Source organism: Clostridium folliculivorans, assembly GCF_024341905.1.
In the GTDB taxonomy this organism is placed as follows: Bacteria; Bacillota; Clostridia; order Clostridiales; family Clostridiaceae; genus Clostridium_AR; species Clostridium_AR folliculivorans.
In genome coordinates this window covers 201,895-225,451 of the sequence record NZ_BQXY01000001.1, presented here as the reverse complement: position 1 = coordinate 225,451, position 23,557 = coordinate 201,895, and the positions used below count along the sequence as shown (strand labels likewise).

The following is a 23,557-nucleotide window of genomic DNA, read 5'->3' as shown; positions in this document are numbered from 1 at the left end:
AGTTAGATAAAATTATAAAAAAAACTGAAAACTAGATAAAACTAGCTCTCAGTTTAAAAAATTTATATTTTCTATACAGCATTTAATATATCAAATTGAGAATTATATAACTTAAAGTAAGCACCTTTACGGTCAATTAACTCATCGTGAGTCCCCTGTTCCAATATTACACCGTTATCTATATACATTATCTGAGAAGAATTTTTTATTGTAGATAATCTATGTGCAATAATAAAGGATGTTCTATCTTTTAGCAAATTATCTAATCCTTCTTGAAGCAAGATTTCTGTTTTAGTATCTATGCTCGAGGTTGCTTCATCTAGTATTAAAACCTTCGGATCTGCCAAAAGAGCTCTTGCAAAGGAAATAAGTTGTCTTTGTCCAACAGATAATCTTGTACCTCTTTCATTAACTTCTGTTTTATATCCATCCTTTAGCTGACATATAAAATCATGGGCTCTCACAATTTTAGCTGCTTCTATGACCTCTTCATCTGTCGCATCAAGCTTACCATATCTTATATTCTCCATTATTGTTCCAGAAAATATAAAGGAATCTTGAAGCATAACTCCCATTTGTTTTCTTAAGGAGTTCAGAGTTACAGTGCTTATATCGGTTTCATCTATCAGTACAGTTCCATTTTCTATATTATAAAATCTACTTAACAAATTAACTATTGTGGTCTTCCCTGCTCCTGTAGGACCAACCAGCGCAACGGTCTCGCCTGCTTTCACATTAAAGTTTATATCCTTTAGTATAGGTTTGTTGTCTTCATATTCAAATGTAATATTTCTGAACTCTACATCACCTTTTATTGTTTTCATTTCTTTAGCACCTGGCAAATCGGTAACTACAGGCTTTTCATCCATAGCTTCAAATATCCTTTCAAGATAGGCCATTGCTGTTATTATAGAGTTATAAAAATTACCTATGTTTAAAATTGGGTTCCAAAACCTCCACACATATCCAACAAATGCAACTAATACACCTACTGATACCTCAGCTGATAAGTAATATATTCCTGCTATATATATTAATGATACAGTTAATGTAGAAATTACTTCCACTGATGGCCAAAGTAAGAATTGTATACTTACAGCTTTCAACCATGAGGTTCTATAATTATCACATACTTCTCTAAATATCCTTAAGTTTTCTTCTTCTCTAGCAAAAGACTGTGTAACCTTTATACCGTTAATACTTTCATGTATATATGCATTCATATTTGATTGCTTACTACTTAAAATCTGATAGGCTTTTCTTTGCGCTTTTTTAAGAATCATAACTACGATTAAAAGTACCGGGATTCCTACTATACTAATTAAAGTAAGCTTTACATCTATAGCAAGCATAAAACCAATTGCCATAAATAAACTAAGAGTATCTGTAATGAGATTTATTAATCCGTTTGATAGTAAGTCGCTTAAGGAATTAATATAATTAACCACTCTTACTAAAATCTTTCCATGAGGCCTATTGTCGTAATAACTAAAAGGAAGTCTTTGAAGATTTGTGAACAAATCTAACCTCATTTTTCTAAGTACATTTTGACCAATCATAGACATTGATCTTATTCTATACTTCATGCATACACCAGTTATCACTAAGGTTAAAAGAAATATGGCCGCCAATACTCCAAGACCTCTTATATCCTTATTAGGTATCTTATCATCCATTGCTACCTTAATTAGATATGGGCCTAGTAAACTTGCCATATTGGCTAAGAACATGAGCGAAACAGTTATAGTTATGTCTTTCTTATAAGGTTTTATATATGATAGAAGTCTTTTTAGATGTTCTAAACTAAAGCTGGTTTCAAGCTCTTCATCTACATCAAATTTATTTCTAGCCATTACACCGCCCCCCTTATTACATCAAAATCTCCAAATTGATTTGCGTAAACACTATAATAGTATCCTCTCTTCTTTAGCAGTTCTTCATGAGTTCCTCTTTCAATTACTTTACCATCATCTAGAACCAAAATAAGATCTGCACTTTTTACAGAAGAAATTCTATGAGCTATGATAAAATTAGTTCTATTCTTGTAGATTGATCTGAGTTCCTTGTGTATCTTCAATTCTGTCTCCATATCTACACTTGAAGTAGTATCATCCAATATTAATATTGAAGGATTTTTAAGAAGTGCTCTTGCTAAAGCTATTCTCTGCTTTTGTCCTCCAGAAAGTCCAACACCTCTTTCTCCAATTATTGTGTCATAGCCTTCTGGCATATTTACTATAAACTCATGGGCACCAGCCACATTTGCAACTCTTTGAACCTGTTCAAAAGTAGCTTCTGGTCTTCCATAAGCTATATTTCCCTCTATAGTGTCAGAAAAAAGGAATATATCTTGCATTGCAACTGCTATCCTATCTCGAAGCTTAATAATATCAAGTTTTCTAATATCAACTCCATCAATTTCTATTTTGCCTTTGGTAACATCATAGAATCTGCAGATTAAATTAACTAGAGTTGATTTACCTGCTCCTGTTGGTCCTAGTATACCAATTGTTTGCCCTGCATTTATCTCAAAGGATATATCATTAAGTATCTCTTCATTTTCATAACTGAAGCTTACATTTTCAAACTTTATGTCTCCTCTTATCCCATCAACAGTTTGTTTTTCCTTCTGGCTTTTGATCTTTACCTCTGCATTTAATAAATCTCTTATCTTATATGTTGATGCTACGTATCTTTCAAAATCATTTATAAGCCATCCAGCCATACGCATAGGATTATTCAACGCCCATATAAAACCATTAAACACAACCAAATCTCCCATGGTCATAGTGCCGTTTACAACCATAATTCCACCTATCAACATCATTATCACAGATAGTACACCCGCAAGTGAATCTAGAACAGGAAGATACTTCTCCCAAACCTTCGCAGACTTTAGATTTTTAAATTTATAATCCTCATTAGCTTCACTAAATTTTTCAATCTCATATTTCTCTTTAGCAAAAGCCTTTACCACTCTGTTTCCGCTTATATTTTCTTGAACAACTGAGTTAAGCTTTGAAAAACTTTCTCTTATAGCATAAAAAGTAGGTCCTACTTCCTTTGTCATCTTTGTTGCTAAAAATCCTATAATAGGAGTTATAAGTATTAATGCTATTGTTAGTTTTACATTTACAGTAAACATCATTACTACAGCAAATATAAACAAAGTCAAGTTTTCAAATACATTATATACAACCCAAGCTACAAAATGTCTTATAGCATCAGTATCACCAGTCATACGTGCCATTAAATCACCAGTTCGAGTATTGTTGTAATACTCAAAATCCATCTTTAAGAGTTTTTTATATAAATCTTCTCTTATTTGAAATATGACATCTTGAGAAACGAACTCAAAAATCATCTGGAATATATATCTGTCAATTGCCTTCATTACAGATACTCCAATCATCATTAACAGTATTGATATCAGAATCTTTTTGTCACCACCACCAATTACTTTATCTACAATCTTACCTGAAAGAAATGGATTTATCATGTTAAGTGCTGATGCAATTAAGACCATAAATAATGCGATAAAATACTTTAACTTGTACCTTTTCAAATAACTCCATATCCATTTTAGACTACCCATTTTTTCTCCCCTTCCTTAATTGATGTACTATTTATATTAGACTCAATATTCCTATTTTGTTCTCAAAAATCCTAGTTGAGCTTCGAAAATCAAATAAATCCAGCTAGTACACCCTTACTTATATTACAGATAAATTATTGCTTAAATAATAAAAAATATAAATGTAATTTCTTAAACTATTGATGTATATTCTTATACTGATGTATATTTATAATGTACTATTGTTAGGGGTGATAAAATGTGTTACACAGGTATAAGCGCTCAATCCTTCAATCCTCAAATATTATATGTTTTTGATGCTGTTAACAGAGGAGCCATGGAAACTCAATATCATAGTCATGACTTTATTGAGCTAAGCATTATTATGGATGGATTTGTTGAGTATAATATAGAAAAAGAAAGTATGATGATAAATAAAGGCGATATACTTCTTTTTAATCCAGGTATATATCATAGAGAATTTATAACTGATATGTCAGAACTCCATGAACTTCATATCGGCATAACTAACTTTCGTTTGGAAGGCTTTAAGAAAAATTTTATATTAACCAAGGACAATTCTCCTGTAATAAGATTAAAAAAACATGCAGAAGAATTCTTTAGTTGTTGTACTGATATAATCGAGGAACAGAAAAATAATGCACTAGGATATGATTTAGTCCTAAAGGCTTTAGTTATGAAACTTTTAGTTATACTTCTTAGGGAAACTCATTTTAAAGAAAGCATAAAAGATACAGTGAAATATTCTTTTGAATCAACTGATAAACAAAACTTAGTAAAGTCCATAATAAATTTTATGAATGAAAACTATATGAATGAGATATCTTTAGATAAAATAGCTAAAAACATGTATCTAAGTCCAGTGTATATATCTAAGATTTTTAAAGAAGAAACCGGTGACTCACCTATAAATTACTTAATAAAAATAAGATTAGAAAAAGCTAAAGCACTATTAGAGATGGAAAGGTTACCAGTAAAGCTAGCAGCTAAAAGCGTTGGTTATGAAGACGCCTATTACTTTAGCAAATTATTTAAGAAGTACTATGGAGTTTCACCTTCAAAAGTTAGTTAATATTATAAGACCATGCATATAATTGGATTTAAAGCTTCAATTATGCATGGTCTTTAATTTAGTGCTAGTTGAAACAACTTGAGATCATTTCAACCTAATATTACACATCGTACTACATCATAACTATATGTATAAAGCTTTAGTCTTGAAAATTGATAGTTTCAAATAAGAATTTCTTTAAAGCTTCATTTATATCAATATCCATACGCTTCGCTAAAACAATAATCCACCATATACATTCGCTAAGTTTATGTTCAAGTTTTAATGTGTTATCTCCACCTTCTGGCCATCTTCCTTGCTGAGACATTGTCAATCGACCAACTAATCCAGCATCTGTTAAGAAGGCAAGTGCATCTTCTTCTACACTCCATTCCTCATCATGAAATTGTCGTTCAAGTTGATGATAACTAGTTCTAATCTGAACTGAACGTTCAACTATTTCATTAAAGGTTAAATTACTCATGCTTCATCCTCCATCTTATAATCTTTTATTGTTTACCTCTACATTATAATAGTATTATTATGACACCAGTCTGTCATATTTAGTAATGATTTATAAATTGATTAAAGAAGACAAAAAAGCCTGTGCTTATAAGCACAGGCTTTAATTAGCTCTAATAATTTTAGTTCTTTACTCTTCTTGCTCCAGCATACCTGCTAGCATAGTAAGACTCACTTAAAGAACTTACAGTTACATTCTTTCCTGATGATGGAGCATGTATAAAATCTCCACCGCCTATATATATTCCAACATGACTTATTGGACCATAAGTATTGAAGAACACTAGGTCTCCTGGACTAAGATTTCCTTTAGATACTGAAGTACCCATAGAATATTGACCACCAGTATAATGTGGCAAGCTTACACCAAGCTTAGCATAAACATATTGAGTAAGACCAGAACAATCAAAAGCTCTTGGTCCAGCTGCACCAAATACATAAGGTCTACCTAAGTATTGATATGCAATTGAAACTGCACCGCCACCTGCGGTTGAAGTACCTCCTCTTGAAGCATTTGTACTTCCATTTGATTTGCTACTTCCAGTTGACTTGCTTTTAGATTTTGAATCGCTACTTTCTTCGCTCTTTGGCGATACAATTGTTTTATTGTTGCTCTTTAGTTCAGCTGTCTTTAAAACAATCCCTTGCTCACTCTTTGCCGTTGTGTCTGCTTTCGCTTCCCTAGATGAGGCTAGTCCAAATGCTAAAGTTGAGCAAATAAAGCCTGCTGCTATAATCTTAAGTCCCTTCCTCATTTTGTTCTCCCCTCTCATACCTAATTATCCCCTAAGTCTCTTTTTTAATGTTAACCTTTTCATTCATATATGCAAATTTATTTGTCACCACTTTGTAACTACCTTTACATTATAGTAAACTTTTGTATGGTAGGTCAAGGAATTTAATAAAATATTTATGAAATATTCATAAACATTTTTATTTTTACTAATTAAATTCCGTTTTACCATCTTATTTATAAATTTCCACTAGTATTTTTATTAATTTAGCAATAGACACTAAATTTCGAGTAATGCGGCAACTTTTTTAAAACTCTGCTGGTTTCTAAGCAGAGGATTTAAAAATATAAATTCAATTATAGAGTTGTTCATCTAAAGAGCGTCGGATGATTAACCAATTAATTTCAACACAGTACTTTAACAGCATCAAAAATAAATGACCACTAAGAATTTTTATTTTCTTTCATGGCCATCTATATTTCTTATATTAAATTTTCTTGTATTTTTACTTTATTTCTTTTAATACATTAAGTAAATAATCCCATAGATTTTTTACAGAAGTTATACTCATATGCTCATTTGGAGTATGAACATCGTATAGATTAGGACCAAAAGAAATCATATCTATATCTGCGCCAAGTCTTTCAGTAAACAAACCGCATTCTAATCCAGCATGAATTGCTAGTATTTCTGGCTCTTTTCCTGTCATTGTCTTATATACTTCTTGACATATTGTTCTTATCTTAGACTCTGGATTGTATTGCCATTCTGGATAATCAGCAGATGTTTCAAATTCTGCTCCTATAATCTCTGCAATATTTTTAGTTCTTGCTATTATTTCATCTTTTAAAGATCCAACAGAACTTCTTGTAGCACTATCATATTCTACTGAAGTATCAAAAGTAGTAACAACCCCTAAGTTTGTAGAGCTTTGAACAAGTCCTGGAATATCCATACTCATAGTATCTATCCCGTTTGGTAAAAGATATAATAGCTCCACTGCTTTTCTAGTAGTGTTCTTAGAGAACACCTTTTCTACTGCAGTATCAACCAATTCAAACTCTATCTTAACATCTGGATCTGCCGCTTTAAATTCATTGCTTAATATTTGATTCCAAGTGCTAATCTTCTCTTTAATAACTTCCAATTTGTCGCTTGGGAATACAATTAAAGAATCATGTTCTCTAGGTATTGCATTATTTTTTGAACCACCATTAGTTGCTACTAAGTTGAAATCAACTTCTTCAAGTATGCTCTTAAGTACTCTTCCCATTATCTTATTGGAATTTCCTCTTTCTTTATTTATTTCCATTCCTGAATGTCCGCCTTTAAGACCTCTTACTTTTACCTCAGCCTTTGAAACGTCACTCTTTATAGCTTCCCATTCTATGTTCAAAACTGCTTTATTTCTTATTCCACCTGCACAGCTTACAAGTAAGAATCCTTCTTCTTCAGAATCTAAGTTTAAAAGTATCTTACCGCTTATATGTTCAGGACTTAAATTCATAGCTCCTCCCATTCCAGCTTCTTCATCTGAAGTTATAAGAACTTCAAGTGGTGGATGAACTATTTCTTTTGAGCTTAATATTGCTAAAGCATACGCTACAGCTATTCCATTATCTGCTCCTAATGTTGTTCCTGTTGCAAATACATTATCTCCCTCTATTCTTAGCTTAAGAGGGTCTTTTTCAAAATCATGCTCAGTTCCCTTATTTTTTTCACAAACCATATCCATATGACCTTGAATTATAACTGTTGGTGCATTTTCATAACCTTTTGTTCCTGGTTTCTTTATTATTACATTCAAGCTAGAATCTTGAATAACATCTAATCCATGGCTCTTAGCAAAGTTAACTAAGTAGTCACTTATTTCTTTTTCATTTCCTGATCCTCTAGGAATCTGAGAAATTTCCTCAAAATAATAAAAAACTTCTTTTGGTTCTAAATGTGATAAAACTTCCATATTTATTACATCTTCCTTTCAATATTTAAATTGTATGGTAAAATAATACTATAATCACTTTAAAAGTGTTTTATCTATATTTATAATATAGCATATTAATCCTGTAAATACATATTCTTTAACCTCTAAGCAATTTTAACTTTTAGAATTTTCTCATTTTATAATTATCATTTTTTATTAATAATGCTCTTTATTATAATATATCTTTAAAATTATAGTTGAAATTAAGGTATTTTATTAAATTATTCTCTTACTTTATTAATGTCACTAAAACATACACTATATATACCTATTAATTTCAATAAGTTACTTAAAGAATACCTAATTTAAATCATTCATACTGGGAATATTATAGATGTACTCCGTTATAATTAAACTTACATTTTCAAATTCTCTTCTTTTAACCCAGAAGAGTCATGCACACGATATTGTAATTAGACAAGTACATCTTTATATAAAATAAATTTGTGAGGTGTTTATATGCAAAAAACAAAAATGATTTTTACAATTGGCCCTGCAAGTGACAATGAAGACATATTAAAAAAGTTTATTGAAATCGGGATGAGTGCGGCAAGATTAAACTTTTCTCACGGAACCCATGAAGATCATAAAGTTAAAATAGATCTAATAAAAAAATTAAGAGATGAACTTAATTCTCCTACTGCTATTTTAATGGACATAAAAGGTCCTAAGATAAGAACTCATAACTTTGTTAATGATGAGGCTACCCTTAAAGAAGGTAACCAATTTATATTTAGCTGCGGTGGAGAAATCCTTGGAGATGAAACAAGATGTTCAATTTCATATGAGGTTCTTTATGAAGATATAAAACCAGGCGGAACTATTCTTGTAGACGACGGATTATTAGAATTCAGAGTAGATAGAGTAGAAGGAAAAGACATTATCTGTACAGTAATTGTTGGTGGAACTATGAAAAACCATAAAGGCGTAAATGTACCTAATGTGAACATAAAACTTCCTGGCATAACTGATAAAGACAAAGAAGATTTAAAATTCGGTTGTGAAATGGGTGTTGATTTTGTTGCTGCTTCGTTTGTAAGAAAATCTTCAGACGTAACAGAAATACGTTCTCTTCTTGATGAACATGGTGGTACAGACATTAAGATAATCTCAAAAATCGAGAGTCAAGAAGGTGTTAATAACATAGATTCTATAATAGAAGTTTCTGACGGAATTATGGTAGCTAGAGGTGATATGGGAGTAGAAATTCCTATAGAAAAAGTACCTATAATACAAAAGTCTATTATAAGAAAATGTAATGAAGCTGGTAAGATAGTTATTACTGCTACACAAATGCTTGATTCAATGATAAGAAATTCTAGACCTACGAGAGCCGAAGCATGTGATATCTGTAATGCAATATTTGATGGCACAGATGCAATAATGCTTAGTGGAGAAAGTGCCTCTGGAAATTATCCAATTGAGGCTGCTAGCACAATGTCTAGGATTGCAAAAGAAACTGAAGCCAATTTAGACTACGGTCATCTTATGAGAAGACTTAAAGAACCAAGTCTTTCTGCTTTTGGTGATGCAATAAGTTACTCTGCAGCTAAAACAGCACTTAAGTTCCCTACTAAGGCTATTGTTGCGGCTACTCAAAGTGGGGCTACTGCAAGATTATTATCAAAATACAGACCAAGCTGCCCAATAGTTGCTATAACGCCTAATGATACTGTAAGAAGACATCTATCTTTAAACTTTGGTGTTATACCTAGAATTTGTAAGGAATTTAGTACTACAGACGAAATAATAAATGAAGCTAAAAATGCTGCTATAGAGGTTGGTATTGCAACTACTGGTGAAAACATAATAGTTGCTGCTGGAATGCCTACAGCTCATATTGGTGGTACAAATATGCTTAAGATAGAGAAATTATAATTCTCTATAAATTGTAAAAAGACAGTGGATTTCCACTGTCTTATTTTTGTTCAATTTTATCCTTAAGAAACTGACTTTTAGGTTGATATTTAAGCAGTTTTTTATATATTGTTTTAGCTTCATCTATCTGTCCAGTATATTCATAACTTTGAGCAAGTTTCAAAAGTATATCTATATCCTCATCAAGCTTATTTGTATCTATCTGCTTTATTATATTTATAAATTCTTGATAATTTTTATTTTCATATAAACATAGTGCTTTGATTATATGTATTTTTAAATTATCTTTGTTAGTATAATCATTACATTCTACAATGCATTGATCATAGCTTTCACTAGAATATAATCTAAGTATTTCTTCAAACTTAATTACTTCTTCACTTTTATTCTTCTTAACTTCAAAAGCTATATATACCATATAAATAATAACAATTAAAAATAATGGTGGTGTAATTAGAGCTAATACCAGAAGTATTAACCCTATTGTAATTTTAACTTTCAAATTATTTTTTTCAGACTGAAGATAAAATGGCTTTGAGCTTTTATTTCCCATTATTCCTCCGAACTAATCTTAAAGATTCTTAAATAAGTCTCCAAAAAGCTCTCCTAAACTAGCACCTTCTGCACTATCATTATATTGTAAGTACTCCCTTGATTTCTCTGAGGCTTCTTTCACACTAAGGCTTATTCTGTGATTAGTTTCATCTATATCTAGTATTTTTACTTTTACCATATCATTTAAATTTAATGCATCTGAAGGCTTTGCTATATTTTCTTCTGATATCTCAGCAATATGAACAAGTCCTTCTACACCTGGTTCTAATTCTACAAAAGCACCAAAATTCATGAATTTAACCACTCTTCCTTGTACAACATCATTAACTTTATATCTTGCTTTTATATTAGTCCAAGGGTTAGTAGCTACATCCTTAAGAGCAAGAGAAATTCTGTTCTTCTTTTGATCAATTTCTTGTATAAATACTTCAACTTCATCTCCCACTGAAACTACTTCAGAAGGATCATTTATTCTCTTCCATGAAAGATCAGAAACGTGAACAAGGCCTTCTATACCACCTAAATCTACAAAAGCACCGAACTTTACAAGCCTAACAACTTTACCGCTTATTTTTTCACCTACGCTTAAAGACTTCCATACTTTCTCTTTCTTCTTTTCTCTTTCTTCTGTTTCAATTACTCTTCTTGACGCAACAACTTTCTTTTTATCTTCGTCAAACTCTATTATAGCAACCTCTACTACGTTATTAACAAATTGATTGAAGTTATCTCTCCATTCAAAAGCTCCTTGAGAACCTGGAATAAATACCCTTATTCCTTTATATAATGCTATAAATCCACCTTTAACTTGTTCTTTAACCTTAACTTCAATAACTTTCTTACTTTCAAAGGCTTCTTTTACATCATCCCAAACCTTAATTTCATCTGCTTTCTTTTTTGATAATACTACATTTCCTTCTCCATCATCAGTACTTAGTATCATTACATCTATTTCATCATCTACATTTAATAATTGAGTTAAATCCACATCAGCTTCATCAGTAACTTCACTACGTGAAATTATTCCATCAGCAAAATAATTTATATTTACAAAAACTTCATCCTTCGTAACATTTATAATCTTCCCTTTTATAACCTCTCCAGAATGGATTCTTTTAAAATCATAATTATCCATCATCGCTCCCATTGACATTTCCTTCGTTAAATCTTTTTCCATAATACACACTCCTTAGTATTAATGATATTTGTCCATTAACTTATTATGAGATTTACATATTGCAAATTAACTACAAAAATATAATCGCAATACATCTATTATTTTATATTGTCTAGTATAAAATGTAGACGATTATAGTTTAAATAATTAATTACTATATTACAGCTCCCCATCTATAATTTTACATAAGTAAAACTTTTTAAACAAGATGTAAACTAAACCAAAATTTACTTTGCCAAAAACTTCAAATACTTTATAATTATTATAGCTGCCTATGGTATAATCTTATTACACTGTGTTATATATCTAAATTAATTAATCTTTTTTCTTGTTAGCTAAAGACAACCAATAATATTTCATTATTAAACTCAACTCATTTCTCTTCGAGAATCTTAATATTATCCTTATATACACATGTCATTCCTGAATTGCAGTTACAAACTTTAGGATAATAAGAAATATTATATATTAGTACAGGCTTATTTTCTATAAACAATAAAAATTTTCTAATCAATACAATAAAGATAATAAATTATAATTATTTATTTTATTGTATAACTAGCCGAAGACATAAAGAGTTATAAAATAACACTTACGATTCACGATATCAAGAGAAAACATGAGATATATTGAGAAATACATAGAACGCATATGATAAAAAGCTATAAAAGTTACTTTTAAATACAATAAGAGTTATTTTATATGTTGAAATATAGTTTATAATACCATATAATAAAAACATCGCAGGGCGATATGTTGGAGGTGTTTATCATAAACCAAAATAAAAAGCGCTTTTTGTTTGGGTTGATCCTCACATTTGTATTTATTTTTTCAAGTTATACCATAGATGGTATAAATGCTTTTGGCGGATTTAGTAATAATAAAACTGTTTACGCAGCTTCAAAAGGTGGAAAATCTTCGAGCTTTAAATCTTCTAGTTCTTTTAGTTCATCTAAATCTTCTAGTAGTTATAAATCTGGATCCTTTTCAAGCGGCAGTAAATCAAGTTCAAGTAGTAGTTCAAGTTCATCGCCTTCGAAAGCAAGCAGTGGTTCTAGTTCATCAACTAGTGGTTACAAATCAGGGTCTTTTTCAAACTCAAAGCCAGACTCAAGTAGCAGTTCAAGTTCTTCAAGTAGTAGTCCGGGTAGTTCAACTTCCTCTGGTTCTCAATATAATAACGGATCTAAAAGATCCTATATACCAATACCGATACCGTTCTTTGGGAGAAGCAGTTACTCTGGCTATAACAGACCATTCTTTGGATACAGTTCACCATTTAGTGTGGTAGGTAGTGTATTCAAGATATTATTTACAATAATAATACTACTTATAATTATTCACTTAATAAAAAAATATATGAGAAGAAGATAATAGGAGGAAAAATCATGGGAGTTTTTTCAAGAATGTCAAATATGTTTAAAGCAAAGGTAAATGACACATTAGATAATATGGAGGATCCAATACTACTTTTAGATCAAAAGGTAAGAGATATGGAAGAAAACTTAAACAAAGCAAAGCTTTCATCTGCTCAAATATTAGGTAATGTTCATGAAATAGAAAAGAAAATGGTAATAGCTAAAAAAGAATCTGAAGAATATGATGAAAAGGTTAAGTTAGCCCTTGCTAAAGGTAATGAAGATTTAGCTAAGAGAGCTCTTCAAAGAAAACTTGATGCTGATAAAAAATATGAGTCATTAAAAACAAGCTATACAGATGCTTCCACAAAAGCTGAATTAATCAAGAAAAATCTTAGAGCTCTTGAAGATGAAATACAAAAAACTAGGAGTTACAGAGATGAAGCTGCTGCTAGATATAGTAATGCTGAAGCTTCAAAACAAGTCAATGAGATACTTGCAAATGTTCAATCTAAGACAAATACAATATCTGTTGATGACATTGAAAGAAAGATTCAAAGAAAAGAAGCTCTTGCTGAAGGTCTTGGTGATTTGAGACAAGTAGATTCTTTAGAAAATGAATTTGAAGCTTTAGGTACTACAGATTTAGATGCAGAACTTGCAAAATATAAAAATTCTTAATAATAAATTATATAGGTGAATGAGATGAGCAAGGACTTAGAATTTGTAAAATCAGAAAAAGATATATGGGGCAAGGTGTATGTTGATATAAGCTACGGGCTTGACAATGTTGCTCCCTTCCTTTCAGAAAAAACCTTAAAAATAAGAAAATATAATGTTAAAAGAGATGTATTAAAAAAATATATAGAACTTTTGAATGCAGCTGAAACCGAAAATAAAACTACTTCTTTTGTAGGTGGACTTTTCAAGGGAAATAAATATGAAGGCTTGCTTACCTCTTTTAAAAATGATAATTTTGAAGATTTTGTACAACTTAAAAATTGTTCAAATTGTGCTTGTTTAAACTGTGTAAAGGAATGTAGTTTTAACAGCTGTAGAGGATGTAGGCATAACTCTTTCATAAAGAGCTGTGATCATGAAAAGATAAATGTTACCTACCATAAAAACTTTACATTAGATCTTACTAACAATGGTACTGGTAGAAGTACAAAATACAATGTATTAGCAACTCTTCAAGATTGTGAATTAGATAGACAATATATTATAATACAAAATATCTTTGATAAAGATGATAAGTTTATACTATATTACTACCCTGGCATATCAGAGGATACCTATGGTGAAATATCTAATCCAAATGAATTTGATTTCATAGTAGAAACTTTCGAAAGCGCTGACCTTTAAATAGATATATAAAAAAAACTGCCTAAATACTAGGCAGTTTTTTATTCTCTATTATGCTATAGATACAACATCGTATCCTTCTTCTTCGATAGCATTCTTTAATGCTTCATCAGATACATTTCCTTCAACTACAGCTGATCCAACTTCAACCTTGAAGCTTTCTACACCTTCTAATGTTGATAAAGCATTCTCAACATGCTTCACACAATGCATACATGACATTCCTTCTATTTTCACTTGTTTACTCATGGTACATCTCTCCTTTTATATAAATATAATATTTTTTAAAATCTTGCTAGAAAGAAGATAAATCCGCAGCTTCTCTCTAGCAAACTAATTTTACTAAACCATTGGCTTAAAACTCTTAAGTCTTAGTGCATTTAGAAGCACTGAAACAGAGCTGAAACTCATTGCAAATGCTGCTAACATAGGGTTTAGAAGCGGACCTCCAAGGGCATATAAAATTCCCATAGCTACTGGTATACCTAAGGTATTGTACCCAAAAGCCCAGAAAAGATTTTGTTTTATATTTCTTATGGTCTTCTTACTTAAATCTATAGCTGTAATAACATCTAAAATATCGCTTCTCATTAAAACCACATCAGCTGATTCTATAGCTACATCTGTACCAGAGCCAATTGCAATACCAACATCTGCAGCAGCTAGCGCAGGAGCATCATTTATTCCATCACCAACCATTGCAACCTTTCTACCCTCACCTTGAATTTCTTTTATCTTATTTGATTTATCTTCAGGCATTACTTCTGCTACCACCCTATCAATTCCAACTTCCTTCGCAATAGCTTCAGCGGTATTTTTATTGTCCCCAGTTAACATTACTACTTCAATCCCCATCTTATGCAATGCCTTTACAGCCTCTCTGCTGTTGGATTTAACAGTATCAGCAACCGCAACAATACCAGATATTTGTCCGTCTATAGATAAAAACATTGGTGTTTTTCCTTGCTCAGAAAGTACATTTGCATTATCTTCTAATACATTAATATCTATATTTTCATCATTAAATAGCTTCTTATTTCCAAGTAGTATTGATTTTCCATCAATGGTTACTCTTATACCTTTTCCTGGTATAGCTTTGAAGCTTTCAATTGCCTTAAATTCAAGACTTCTATTTTCGGCCTCTGTTACTATTGCTTCACCTAAAGGATGCTCTGAACCTTTTTCTGCTGAAGCAGCATAGGTTAATAGCTGATTTTCTTCTATATTAACTGTTACTATATCAGTAACCTTTGGCTTTCCTTCTGTTATCGTTCCTGTTTTATCAAATACAACAGTATTTATCTTATAGCTTGTTTCTAAAGCCTCTCCACTTTTTATAAGCACACCGTATTCTGCTCCCTTCCCTGTTCCAACCATTATAGCTGTAGGAGTAGCAAGTCCTAATGCACAAGGGCATGCAATAACTAAAACTGAGATAAATATTGTAAGTGAGAATATGGTTCCTTGACCAAGAAGTGCCCATGTAATACTAGAAATCAGTGCTAACCCTATAACTACCGGAACGAAATATCCTGATATTATATCAGCCATTTTAGCTATTGGAGCCTTAGATCCTTGAGCATCTTCTACAAGTCTTATGATTTGGGCTAGAGCAGTATCCTTGCCAACTTTTGTAGCCTTGTATTTTATCATTCCGTTTTTATTAATACTTGCCCCGTATACACTATCCCCTATTGTTTTCTCCACAGGAATACTTTCTCCTGTAAGCATTGATTCATCTATAGAAGTAAGTCCTTCTATTATGCTTCCATCCACAGCAAGTTTTTCACCTGGCTTAACTATAATTATGTCGCCAACCTCTACCTCATCTATAGATATAACTTTTTCAACCCCATCTTTCAAAATAGTAGCTGTCTTGGGCGTTAATCCCATTAGCTTCTTTATTGCTTCTGAAGTTTTTCCTTTAGTTATGGCCTCAAGATATTTACCTAATGTTATTAAAGTTAATATTGTACCTGCAGATTCAAAATATAAATCCATAGTATACTCCATATAACCCTGGCTTATCTTATATATTGCAAACAATCCATAAATATATGCTGCAGAAGTTCCAACAGCTATAAGTGTATCCATGTTGGGACTAAGCTGTATGAGATTTTTAAATCCTACCTTAAAGAATTTTATTCCTGTTACAATAACTATTGTAGCAAGTATTAACTGAACTATCCCAAAGCTAAGTGGGTGATGATGCGGATCTATGAATACAGGTAGTGGCATTCCAAGCATATGTCCCATAGCTATCAATAATAACGGAACTGTAAAGACTGCTGATATTATAAGCCTTCTTTTCATAGATCGAATTTCTTGTAGCTTCCTATCCCTATGCTCATCTTCTTTGTCATCTTCCACAGCCTTATATCCAGCTTTCTCCACTGCTTTCTTTATATCGGAAAGTCTTATAACGTCTGAGTCAAAAGCTACCGTCAAAGTTTCTGTTGCCAAATTAACCTCTGCCTTTTCTACACCAGAAACCTTTCTTACGAATCTTTCTACTCTACTCACGCATGCAGCACAAGTCATGCCTTCAACTTTAACCTTAGCAGATTTTACTGTAGAAATAGCTTTATATCCTGCTTTATCAACAGCTACTTCAACATCATTTAGTGATAGCTTATCTTCTTCAAAAGAAACCTTAAGAGTTTCTGTAGCCAAATTAACTGCAGCCTCATTAACGCCATCTAACTTTGCTACTGCTTTCTCAACTCTCCTAACGCAAGCTGCACAGGTCATGCCTTCTATTTTTAAAGTTTTACTTATCATTATTGCCTCCTTATTTATCCATTAATTTATCTAAGATACCCAATACCTCATCTATTTTTTCTTCTGCATCATATTCTCTTTTTATTGCAGCTTTAACACAGAGTGTCATGTGTTGCTTTAAAACTAATTTATTAGCTCTTTTAAGAAGCCCTTGAGCTGCTATCATCTGGTTAGATATATCTATACAGTATCTGTCTTCTTCAATCATTTTTATAATACCTTCAATTTGTCCTTTGCAGGTTTTTAAAGCTTGAAGAGCTTTTTTCTTTTCCTCGTTCATATCGCACCTCCCCACCCCCTATGGGGGGTGTTATGTTTATATAATATTCCTTCAATTTGGTTTTGTCAATATACCATTAATATTTTTTATTGATTAAAATTTTAATAATCCTCAAAGCTTTTTATATAAAGCATAGTATAATTAATTTTAGTTGTTTATATCTTATATATACACTATCCTCTTAAAAACACTAAGTTTTTTCCAGAGGACATGTATTCTGAGTATATGTAATCCTCCATATCAAACTCTTTTAATTCATCCACAGTATCAATTTTATTTTCTATCACATATCTAGCCATAAGACCTCTTGCCCTCTTGGCGTATATAGGTATTATCTTATAAACACCCTTTTTTCTATCTTTAAATGTTATATTGATTACGGGATGATTTATATATTCTTTAACTGCTTTATAGTACTCTTCTGAGGCTAAGTTTATCAAAAACTTTTCATTATGCTTATCTAGCTCGTCATTAATATTCTCTGCTATTTTATCTCCCCAAAAACTGTAAAGATTTTTATGACCATCAAGTTTCAATTTTATACCCATTTCTAGTCTATAAGGTTTTATTCCATCCAAAGGCTTAAGTATTCCATATAATCCCGATAGTATTCTTAAGTGTTTATCAGCAAATTCTAATTGATCTACTGACATATCTCCTGCTCTCAATCCCCTATATACCTCTCCTTTAAAAGCTAGAACTGCTTGTTTGTCTATATTACTTATTTCTTTAGTCCATTGCAAATATCTAGTATGATTCATTTCAGCCAATGACAAATTAATTTTCATCAATCTGCTAATATCATCTGGAGAATTTTTTCTTAACTCATCTATCAATACTTTTGAATATTTTAAAAACTTTGGTCTATTTAGTCTTAATTCTTGATCTTTATTACTAAAATCCAGTGTTTTTGCTGGAGATATTATCATTATCATCTCTTCACCTCATATACATCTTAATCAGTTTTTTTACATATTTTCTTTGCATATCTCTAAAATAATCACTAGCTTTAGAGATAACTAATAAATTATTATTTTAATAATTATAACACAAATCAGATTAGATGATAATAATTATCATTTTTTTGTAATAACATTCTACAATCTATTTATCAACAGATTTATCTTAATCACCTGAAACTTCTAGTTTTAGTTGGTATAAAAATTTTATAATTTGCTATATAGTGAAAAAATTGCTGAAGTTACTTTCTTCAGCGATCTTTCGCGCATCTGCCTTTTCGAATACATATCTGAAAAGAATAAAAAAGCTATCTTTATAGATAGCTTTTAAATAATTTATTATAAAATTAAATTACATTACGCAATTGTGCTTTTCAATGTATTATAACAATAGTTTATTATGTCACTTCTTTTTATTATTCCTATAAACGTACCGTTGTCATCTACCACAGGAACAAAATTCTGCGAAATAGATAAGGAAATTATACTCTCTATATCTGCATTTATTGATACACTCTTATGATTAACTCTCCTATATATCTCCTTAACCTTCACTAAATTGGTATTCTTAAAATTTAAATCTGGAGTATTCTTTAGCTTCCACAGAAGATCCCCTTCTGTCAGCGTTCCAACATACTTTCCGTTTCTATCGATAAGAGGAATTGCTGTATATCCATGATGCTCCATTCTTTCCATTACCTGTCTCATGGTTGCATCGGTGTTCTCGTAAATAACTTCATTTTTAGGTGTTAGAAAAAATGCAATATTCATATGTTTCCCTTCCCAAACAAAATTTTTATTACTCTTTCTTAATCATTTTATCATATCTATTGTGCAAATGTTATTATATTTATATTAATTTACACTTTATCAACAATATAAATACTACTACTAATTTATATCAATTTGGTGTCAAACTAAGTCTTACCAACTCATTATCGATTAATAAAACTGCCCTCAGTATACTTTATTATTAAAATGGAACAATAAAGTATAGGAGTGATTTTATGAAAAAATTTTTATGTTTTTATTTTTCACTTATTATATCTCTAAATTTATTTTCACATTCATGTATAGCTGATACTGTCCCATATCATTCTAATCAAAGTAGCTACATAGAACTTTACAAAACTAAATGTTTAGATAGTATAAATACCATTAGGGCATATTATTCTTTACCCGAGTTCTCTATAGATAAGGAACTTAGTACTTCAGCCCAGATTTATCTTAATAACTTTAAAACTTATGAAAATGATTTATGTCCTTCTCAATCTAGCTCTGATATAAATTATTGCATTTACAAGCAAAGATTTACTAATCAATATTCTATTAACACCACCATGCTAACTCAAGCTCTAATTGAGGACTATAAAGGATATCTATTAAACCCCAATATAAGTAAGATAGGTTTTTATGTGATAACAGATAACCAAACTATAACATGTACTCTCGCATTTAAATATAACTAAAATCGTTAATAAACGCCTAAATTTCTTACTATCACATGTGATTCTGCCTAAAATCTTCAGTATAAATTAATTTATAGATAAGTACATAATTATCTTTTACACTAGAAAAGGCAAACATAATATTTAGTTTGCCTTTTCAAATTTATAATAATAATCAGTATACTCAATATCATTCAATACACTGTTCACATTATTATAAATCTCGTCTCCACTTATAGTCTTTTTAACAATAACTTCTTGTAAGACTTTTGTATTACACTTTGGACATTTACCAATACCCATAAACCTCCAATTAAAAAGTTTTAAAGGCCTTTCCACATTTATATTGGTTTTACACTTTGGACATTTATAATCTAATTTAGAAATATCTATCTTATAGTTTTGAAGATCTTTTATCATGATTGCAGGCATATTATAGACATCTTTTACTATATAACCTTTTACTATCCTATTATTAAAAAGCCTTTTAAACACTTCTGATGTATACACTGCATCATTCAATGCATCATGAAGTTTACTCTCATCAACTTTTATCTTTAATTCTTCTAAAGCGTTTTTTAGACTTAATGCTTTCTTATGCCCAAGTATTTTGGTTACATACTCTTGTATATCTAGATATTCTTTTAACCAACTTACATTATTATAATTGTGATAAAATGCATTTCTAAATATTTCAGCTATATCATCTTTGGCCCAAGAACATATTATAGAATCATCATCCACGAATTCCTTAAGTTTGTCCATTGCTTCATTAAAGGTTATTCCTACACTCAAATTATCATCCGTTATTCCTGTAATTTCAGTAATCTTAGGATTTAGTACATTTAAAGCACTAGGCTTTACATATGTTTTAAATTGACTTATACAATTCATCATTTTATCAAGCTTTACTGCTCCAACCTCAATTATCTCATTTTCTAACTTAGGCTCTTTAAATTCTTCATAAAGACTATAAAAATTAGGATAATATTTAGTTATATTTTTTAGATTATTAAATTCTAAATCTATTATAACATATCCCATTGCCTCATCCCCTCATCATATCTCTTATTATAATTATGCCATAAATAGTTATTTATTTCACTTTTATTTACTTCTTTAATAAAAAAAATATACACCTTAATTCTTTATATCCACAATTAAAAGAAAAAAATCAGACCATAGGTCTGATTTATACTTGCTTTATGACTCCAATTGCAACGCCTAAAATGGATGCATCTCTATTCTCAAGTGAAATAGGTTGATACTTCGGATTTTCCGGCATTAAATATGGAATTTTATCTTTCAAATTTAGTCTCTTTAGTGTAGCGCTACCTTCTATCTCTGCTGCTACTATATCATTGTGATCTGCAGATTGCTGTCTTCTAATAACAACAAAATCTCCATCATTAATATTAGCATTCTTCATACTATCACCTTTTACATGAAGTATAAAGTTATCTTTTTTGCCTCTGATCCAATTGTATGGAATATAAAAATTACTTTCCTGTTCACCATTCATAGGTATAGGTTCACCGGCAGCAATATCGCTATACATAGGCACTTCAACAAGCTCTTCTTCCTTAATAACTTCTTGCTTATCATTATAATCAATTATTATTTCATTACTAGTAGATGCTCCGTCTATCATAAAAGCATGTTCACTTTTATGTTTAAGGTTAACATAAGTAAATCTCTCCAGTGAGTAATCATCTAATTTTTTCACTGAACTACAAGAAAATCTATAATTTTTGAATGTGTCAAAGTCATTCATGTAGCTTAGCTTTATTCCATTCTTAAGCCATGCATATCTTTCTGAACTTTCAATTGTATTTATAAGATATGTAAAAGATGAATAATCTTTTTTATAATATAGTGCCTTAACGAAATTTAGCTCTCCTCTAGTTAAGTTCTCACAATTATCTAGAAGAATATGTATGTATTTAGTATTATCATTTTCAACCATCGACTTTGCATACTTAGTTTTATCATATTTATCAACGAAAGATAGTTCTTTCATCCTACTTTGATACTGTACATTTAAACTGTAAAGTACCTCTCTTGCTGAAGAGTTTTTTCTTACAGCTTTTCCTCTACCCCTTCTGTTAACCTCAGCATACTCTTCCTTTGATAGCATACTTGCTTTTATCCATTGTATTTCATCAAGAATAAAATATATAGAACTGTTTTTTATTGTTCTAATTTTATTTATACTTTGTTCATTAGCTTCTAAAACTTCTCTTAATATTAAAAGTTTATCTGATTCTGTTATATCTTTAAATTTAGTTCCATTATTTTCAACATATAATTCAAAGTACAGATCAATTAATTCATCTAAGGAAAAAAACTCAATATCTTTTTCTATAAGTGAAAATAGGGTAATACTGCTAGGTTTGTTCTTTTTCACTGTTGCTTCGTAAAAAGACTGAACAAGCATTTTATTGTTATTATTGGTAGCAATAAAAGCAATCTTATCACTGTTATATAAACAATAATTGTTTTTCAGATTTATAGTCCTATGCAATGCTGCTGAAGTTTTTCCTGTATGTAAATAACCTTTTACTACTTGTACACCGAGATGCTTAGAATTTATGTATCTATTCTGATTTCCCTCAAAATTCATTTGTTTACCTCCGTACATATAAAAGAAAAAAATTATATTGAACTCAAAATTTTATTCAATATAATTTAATGTAATATATTAATTATATACTATTTTAGTAACTTATTAAATACTCCTTTAGATTTTTTACTATCTCACTCATATAGTTAAAATCTATATTTTCTACCTTATCATCAGCTCTATTTATGTCTTCAAATCTATATATTGAAGTATCAGTCAAAAGAATTGTTTTAAATCCATCCTTTGAAAATGAATAGCTATCCTTTATTCCGTAACCAATTAAAAAGTCCTTGTTTATATTTTTAACTGGCAGCAATGAACTTTCATCAAAATAGCCTGTAATATTTCCAGCTAAATCTTTTGAATCAGAATTGCCTACTACTGCTAAAAAATTAGCCTTATTAGGCATTGAAGGCCCTATAAAAGGATATCTTTGTGATAAAGATTTATCTGAATAGTATCCTATTGAATCCAGCACTATTACTCCTTCAATATTTTCATTTTGTTGTTTTATATAGTCTGCATATATCTTACTGCCCATTTGGTCAGTTTTTGCAAATACTTTTTCTCCGTTTACAAAGGCTACAAATCTTACATTATGATAGGCATTAGTATTCTTATACAAATCAGCTAATGTAAGCAAAGCTGATATTCCAGATGCTCCACCATCTGCGGAACCTGATGTTGAATCATAGTGAGCCCCTATTATAACAGTCTTGCTATCCTTATTCTTATTTAAACAGTTTTTTGTAGCAATAATATTAGAAAATGTTTTATCCCCAATTTGATAATCTTGTATTCCTATGTTGTATCCCATTGACTTAAACTTACTTATTATGTACTGCTTACTCTTTTCTAGATTATCATAATTATTATAATCTCTTTTGCCTATCTCTTTACAGAATACATTTACATTCTCCTTTAAGGTTTTGGCCACACTTTCATCTCCATTAATAGTAACCTTCTTAGAGCTTTTCCACCCATAAGTTGTGGAGGCCAACGCAAATAATAACAAAACTAAAACAACTACCCAATTTATTTTTCTCTTCATACTCCACCATACTCACTATTTTATTAATATACTACTTCATAATCAAATTTATATTTTCAAACTCTCTTACTATGGATATACCACTTGGTAATAAAACTTATTATTTTTAAATTCTCTCACCAGAAACCGTGAGGGTTTTAAAAATAGATTTCAGTATAAAGTAATCTATCTAAATAATAAAACTCCAAAGTGTATG

At 30.5% G+C, this 23,557-nt stretch carries 21 protein-coding genes; 6 read left to right on the top strand and 15 right to left on the bottom strand.

Going from position 1 to position 23,557, the window contains the following annotated elements; genetic code table 11:
- Positions 1-71: 71 nt before the first annotated feature.
- Both OCU55_RS01050 and OCU55_RS01045 read right to left on the bottom strand, forming a co-directional pair.
- The gene (locus OCU55_RS01050; RefSeq protein ID WP_261850469.1) at positions 72-1,853 is read right to left on the bottom strand and encodes an ABC transporter ATP-binding protein; all 1,782 of its coding nucleotides are present in this window, start codon (positions 1,851-1,853) and stop codon (positions 72-74) included.
- Entirely contained in the window at positions 1,853-3,595 is a 1,743-nt protein-coding gene (locus OCU55_RS01045; protein ID WP_261850468.1) for an ABC transporter ATP-binding protein, read from the bottom strand. The genes OCU55_RS01050 and OCU55_RS01045 overlap by 1 nt, the downstream gene beginning before the upstream one ends.
- A gap of 238 nt (positions 3,596-3,833) precedes the next feature.
- On the opposite strand from OCU55_RS01045, the gene OCU55_RS01040 reads away from it, so the two are divergent.
- Complete coding sequence (locus OCU55_RS01040; protein ID WP_261850467.1) at positions 3,834-4,667, top strand: AraC family transcriptional regulator; 834 nt, start codon at positions 3,834-3,836, stop codon at positions 4,665-4,667.
- Positions 4,668-4,806: 139 nt separating this feature from the next.
- On the opposite strand, the gene OCU55_RS01035 is transcribed toward OCU55_RS01040, so the two are convergent.
- The 3 genes from OCU55_RS01035 to OCU55_RS01025 all read right to left on the bottom strand — a co-directional run bounded on the left by OCU55_RS01035 (position 4,807) and on the right by OCU55_RS01025 (position 7,865).
- Positions 4,807-5,130 (bottom strand): nucleoside triphosphate pyrophosphohydrolase family protein, encoded by a 324-nt coding sequence (locus OCU55_RS01035; RefSeq protein WP_261850466.1) that lies wholly within the window; start codon positions 5,128-5,130, stop codon positions 4,807-4,809.
- Positions 5,131-5,290: 160 nt separating this feature from the next.
- Entirely contained in the window at positions 5,291-5,923 is a 633-nt protein-coding gene (locus OCU55_RS01030) for a C40 family peptidase (protein ID WP_261850465.1), read from the bottom strand.
- A 484-nt stretch (positions 5,924-6,407) separates the two neighbouring features.
- Positions 6,408-7,865, bottom strand: coding sequence for an aminoacyl-histidine dipeptidase (locus tag OCU55_RS01025; protein WP_261850464.1), 1,458 nt, complete (start codon positions 7,863-7,865; stop codon positions 6,408-6,410).
- A 480-nt stretch (positions 7,866-8,345) separates the two neighbouring features.
- On the opposite strand from OCU55_RS01025, the gene pyk reads away from it, so the two are divergent.
- Positions 8,346-9,764, top strand: coding sequence for a pyruvate kinase (gene pyk, locus OCU55_RS01020; RefSeq protein WP_261850463.1), 1,419 nt, complete (start codon positions 8,346-8,348; stop codon positions 9,762-9,764).
- 40 nt (positions 9,765-9,804) lie between these two features.
- Here pyk and OCU55_RS01015 read toward each other — a convergent pair whose 3' ends face one another.
- Together OCU55_RS01015 and rpsA are read right to left on the bottom strand one after the other, a co-directional pair.
- Positions 9,805-10,317 (bottom strand): tetratricopeptide repeat protein, encoded by a 513-nt coding sequence (locus tag OCU55_RS01015; protein ID WP_261850462.1) that lies wholly within the window; start codon positions 10,315-10,317, stop codon positions 9,805-9,807.
- Between the two features lie 18 nt (positions 10,318-10,335).
- Entirely contained in the window at positions 10,336-11,496 is a 1,161-nt protein-coding gene (gene rpsA / locus OCU55_RS01010) for a 30S ribosomal protein S1 (protein ID WP_261850461.1), read from the bottom strand.
- A 762-nt stretch (positions 11,497-12,258) separates the two neighbouring features.
- On the opposite strand from rpsA, the gene OCU55_RS01005 reads away from it, so the two are divergent.
- The 3 genes from OCU55_RS01005 to OCU55_RS00995 are packed head-to-tail and all read left to right on the top strand — an operon-like array spanning position 12,259 to position 14,219.
- On the top strand, positions 12,259-12,870 hold the full coding sequence (locus tag OCU55_RS01005) for a hypothetical protein (protein WP_261851490.1): 612 nt from the start codon (positions 12,259-12,261) through the stop codon (positions 12,868-12,870).
- Between the two features lie 14 nt (positions 12,871-12,884).
- Positions 12,885-13,535 (top strand): PspA/IM30 family protein, encoded by a 651-nt coding sequence (locus OCU55_RS01000; protein WP_261850460.1) that lies wholly within the window; start codon positions 12,885-12,887, stop codon positions 13,533-13,535.
- Positions 13,536-13,559: 24 nt separating this feature from the next.
- Positions 13,560-14,219 carry a DUF1292 domain-containing protein gene (locus OCU55_RS00995; protein ID WP_261850459.1) on the top strand — a complete coding sequence of 220 codons (660 nt, stop codon included), beginning with the start codon at positions 13,560-13,562 and terminating at the stop codon, positions 14,217-14,219.
- A 51-nt stretch (positions 14,220-14,270) separates the two neighbouring features.
- Here OCU55_RS00995 and OCU55_RS00990 read toward each other — a convergent pair whose 3' ends face one another.
- The 5 genes from OCU55_RS00990 to OCU55_RS00970 form a co-directional block, all read right to left on the bottom strand.
- The gene (locus tag OCU55_RS00990; RefSeq protein WP_261850458.1) at positions 14,271-14,468 is read right to left on the bottom strand and encodes a heavy-metal-associated domain-containing protein; all 198 of its coding nucleotides are present in this window, start codon (positions 14,466-14,468) and stop codon (positions 14,271-14,273) included.
- 93 nt (positions 14,469-14,561) lie between these two features.
- Positions 14,562-17,000, bottom strand: a complete 2,439-nt coding sequence (locus OCU55_RS00985) for a heavy metal translocating P-type ATPase (RefSeq protein WP_261850457.1) — start codon at positions 16,998-17,000, stop codon at positions 14,562-14,564.
- Positions 17,001-17,010: 10 nt separating this feature from the next.
- Positions 17,011-17,280: a metal-sensing transcriptional repressor gene (locus OCU55_RS00980; protein ID WP_183278672.1), complete on the bottom strand. Its 270-nt coding sequence runs from the start codon at positions 17,278-17,280 to the stop codon at positions 17,011-17,013.
- Between the two features lie 173 nt (positions 17,281-17,453).
- Positions 17,454-18,215: a peroxide stress protein YaaA gene (gene yaaA / locus OCU55_RS00975; RefSeq protein WP_261850456.1), complete on the bottom strand. Its 762-nt coding sequence runs from the start codon at positions 18,213-18,215 to the stop codon at positions 17,454-17,456.
- 381 nt (positions 18,216-18,596) lie between these two features.
- Positions 18,597-19,010, bottom strand: a complete 414-nt coding sequence (locus OCU55_RS00970; RefSeq protein WP_261850455.1) for a CBS domain-containing protein — start codon at positions 19,008-19,010, stop codon at positions 18,597-18,599.
- 236 nt (positions 19,011-19,246) lie between these two features.
- On the opposite strand from OCU55_RS00970, the gene OCU55_RS00965 reads away from it, so the two are divergent.
- Positions 19,247-19,708, top strand: coding sequence for a CAP domain-containing protein (locus OCU55_RS00965; protein ID WP_261850454.1), 462 nt, complete (start codon positions 19,247-19,249; stop codon positions 19,706-19,708).
- A 123-nt stretch (positions 19,709-19,831) separates the two neighbouring features.
- Here the strand turns inward: OCU55_RS00965 and OCU55_RS00960 are convergent, their stop codons facing one another.
- The 3 genes from OCU55_RS00960 to OCU55_RS00950 form a co-directional block, all read right to left on the bottom strand.
- On the bottom strand, positions 19,832-20,731 hold the full coding sequence (locus OCU55_RS00960) for a 3'-5' exonuclease (protein WP_261850453.1): 900 nt from the start codon (positions 20,729-20,731) through the stop codon (positions 19,832-19,834).
- Positions 20,732-20,879: 148 nt separating this feature from the next.
- Positions 20,880-22,310, bottom strand: a complete 1,431-nt coding sequence (lexA, locus tag OCU55_RS00955; protein ID WP_261850452.1) for a transcriptional repressor LexA — start codon at positions 22,308-22,310, stop codon at positions 20,880-20,882.
- 94 nt (positions 22,311-22,404) lie between these two features.
- A complete protein-coding gene (locus tag OCU55_RS00950; protein WP_261850451.1) occupies positions 22,405-23,361 on the bottom strand; it encodes a M28 family peptidase in 957 nt (318 codons plus the stop codon).
- Positions 23,362-23,557 lie beyond the last annotated feature (196 nt).

Excerpts from the sequence above, each read along its gene's own strand:
- OCU55_RS01030 (WP_261850465.1), bottom strand. The coding sequence starts at position 5,923 with ATGAGGAAGGGACTTAAGATTATAGCAGCAGGCTTTATTTGCTCAACT.
- OCU55_RS01040 (WP_261850467.1), top strand. The coding sequence starts at position 3,834 with ATGTGTTACACAGGTATAAGCGCTCAATCCTTCAATCCTCAAATATTA.
- OCU55_RS00985 (WP_261850457.1), bottom strand. The coding sequence starts at position 17,000 with ATGATAAGTAAAACTTTAAAAATAGAAGGCATGACCTGTGCAGCTTGC.
- OCU55_RS00995 (WP_261850459.1), top strand. The coding sequence starts at position 13,560 with ATGAGCAAGGACTTAGAATTTGTAAAATCAGAAAAAGATATATGGGGC.
- OCU55_RS01035 (WP_261850466.1), bottom strand. The coding sequence starts at position 5,130 with ATGAGTAATTTAACCTTTAATGAAATAGTTGAACGTTCAGTTCAGATT.
- yaaA (WP_261850456.1), bottom strand. The coding sequence starts at position 18,215 with ATGATAATGATAATATCTCCAGCAAAAACACTGGATTTTAGTAATAAA.
- OCU55_RS00950 (WP_261850451.1), bottom strand. The coding sequence starts at position 23,361 with ATGAAGAGAAAAATAAATTGGGTAGTTGTTTTAGTTTTGTTATTATTT.
- OCU55_RS00990 (WP_261850458.1), bottom strand. The coding sequence starts at position 14,468 with ATGAGTAAACAAGTGAAAATAGAAGGAATGTCATGTATGCATTGTGTG.
- OCU55_RS01025 (WP_261850464.1), bottom strand. The coding sequence starts at position 7,865 with ATGGAAGTTTTATCACATTTAGAACCAAAAGAAGTTTTTTATTATTTT.
- pyk (WP_261850463.1), top strand. The coding sequence starts at position 8,346 with ATGCAAAAAACAAAAATGATTTTTACAATTGGCCCTGCAAGTGACAAT.
- OCU55_RS01000 (WP_261850460.1), top strand. The coding sequence starts at position 12,885 with ATGGGAGTTTTTTCAAGAATGTCAAATATGTTTAAAGCAAAGGTAAAT.
- OCU55_RS00960 (WP_261850453.1), bottom strand. The coding sequence starts at position 20,731 with ATGGGATATGTTATAATAGATTTAGAATTTAATAATCTAAAAAATATA.
- OCU55_RS00965 (WP_261850454.1), top strand. The coding sequence starts at position 19,247 with ATGAAAAAATTTTTATGTTTTTATTTTTCACTTATTATATCTCTAAAT.
- rpsA (WP_261850461.1), bottom strand. The coding sequence starts at position 11,496 with ATGGAAAAAGATTTAACGAAGGAAATGTCAATGGGAGCGATGATGGAT.
- lexA (WP_261850452.1), bottom strand. The coding sequence starts at position 22,310 with ATGAATTTTGAGGGAAATCAGAATAGATACATAAATTCTAAGCATCTC.
- OCU55_RS01015 (WP_261850462.1), bottom strand. The coding sequence starts at position 10,317 with ATGGGAAATAAAAGCTCAAAGCCATTTTATCTTCAGTCTGAAAAAAAT.
- OCU55_RS01045 (WP_261850468.1), bottom strand. The coding sequence starts at position 3,595 with ATGGGTAGTCTAAAATGGATATGGAGTTATTTGAAAAGGTACAAGTTA.
- OCU55_RS00970 (WP_261850455.1), bottom strand. The coding sequence starts at position 19,010 with ATGAATATTGCATTTTTTCTAACACCTAAAAATGAAGTTATTTACGAG.
- OCU55_RS00980 (WP_183278672.1), bottom strand. The coding sequence starts at position 17,280 with ATGAACGAGGAAAAGAAAAAAGCTCTTCAAGCTTTAAAAACCTGCAAA.
- OCU55_RS01050 (WP_261850469.1), bottom strand. The coding sequence starts at position 1,853 with ATGGCTAGAAATAAATTTGATGTAGATGAAGAGCTTGAAACCAGCTTT.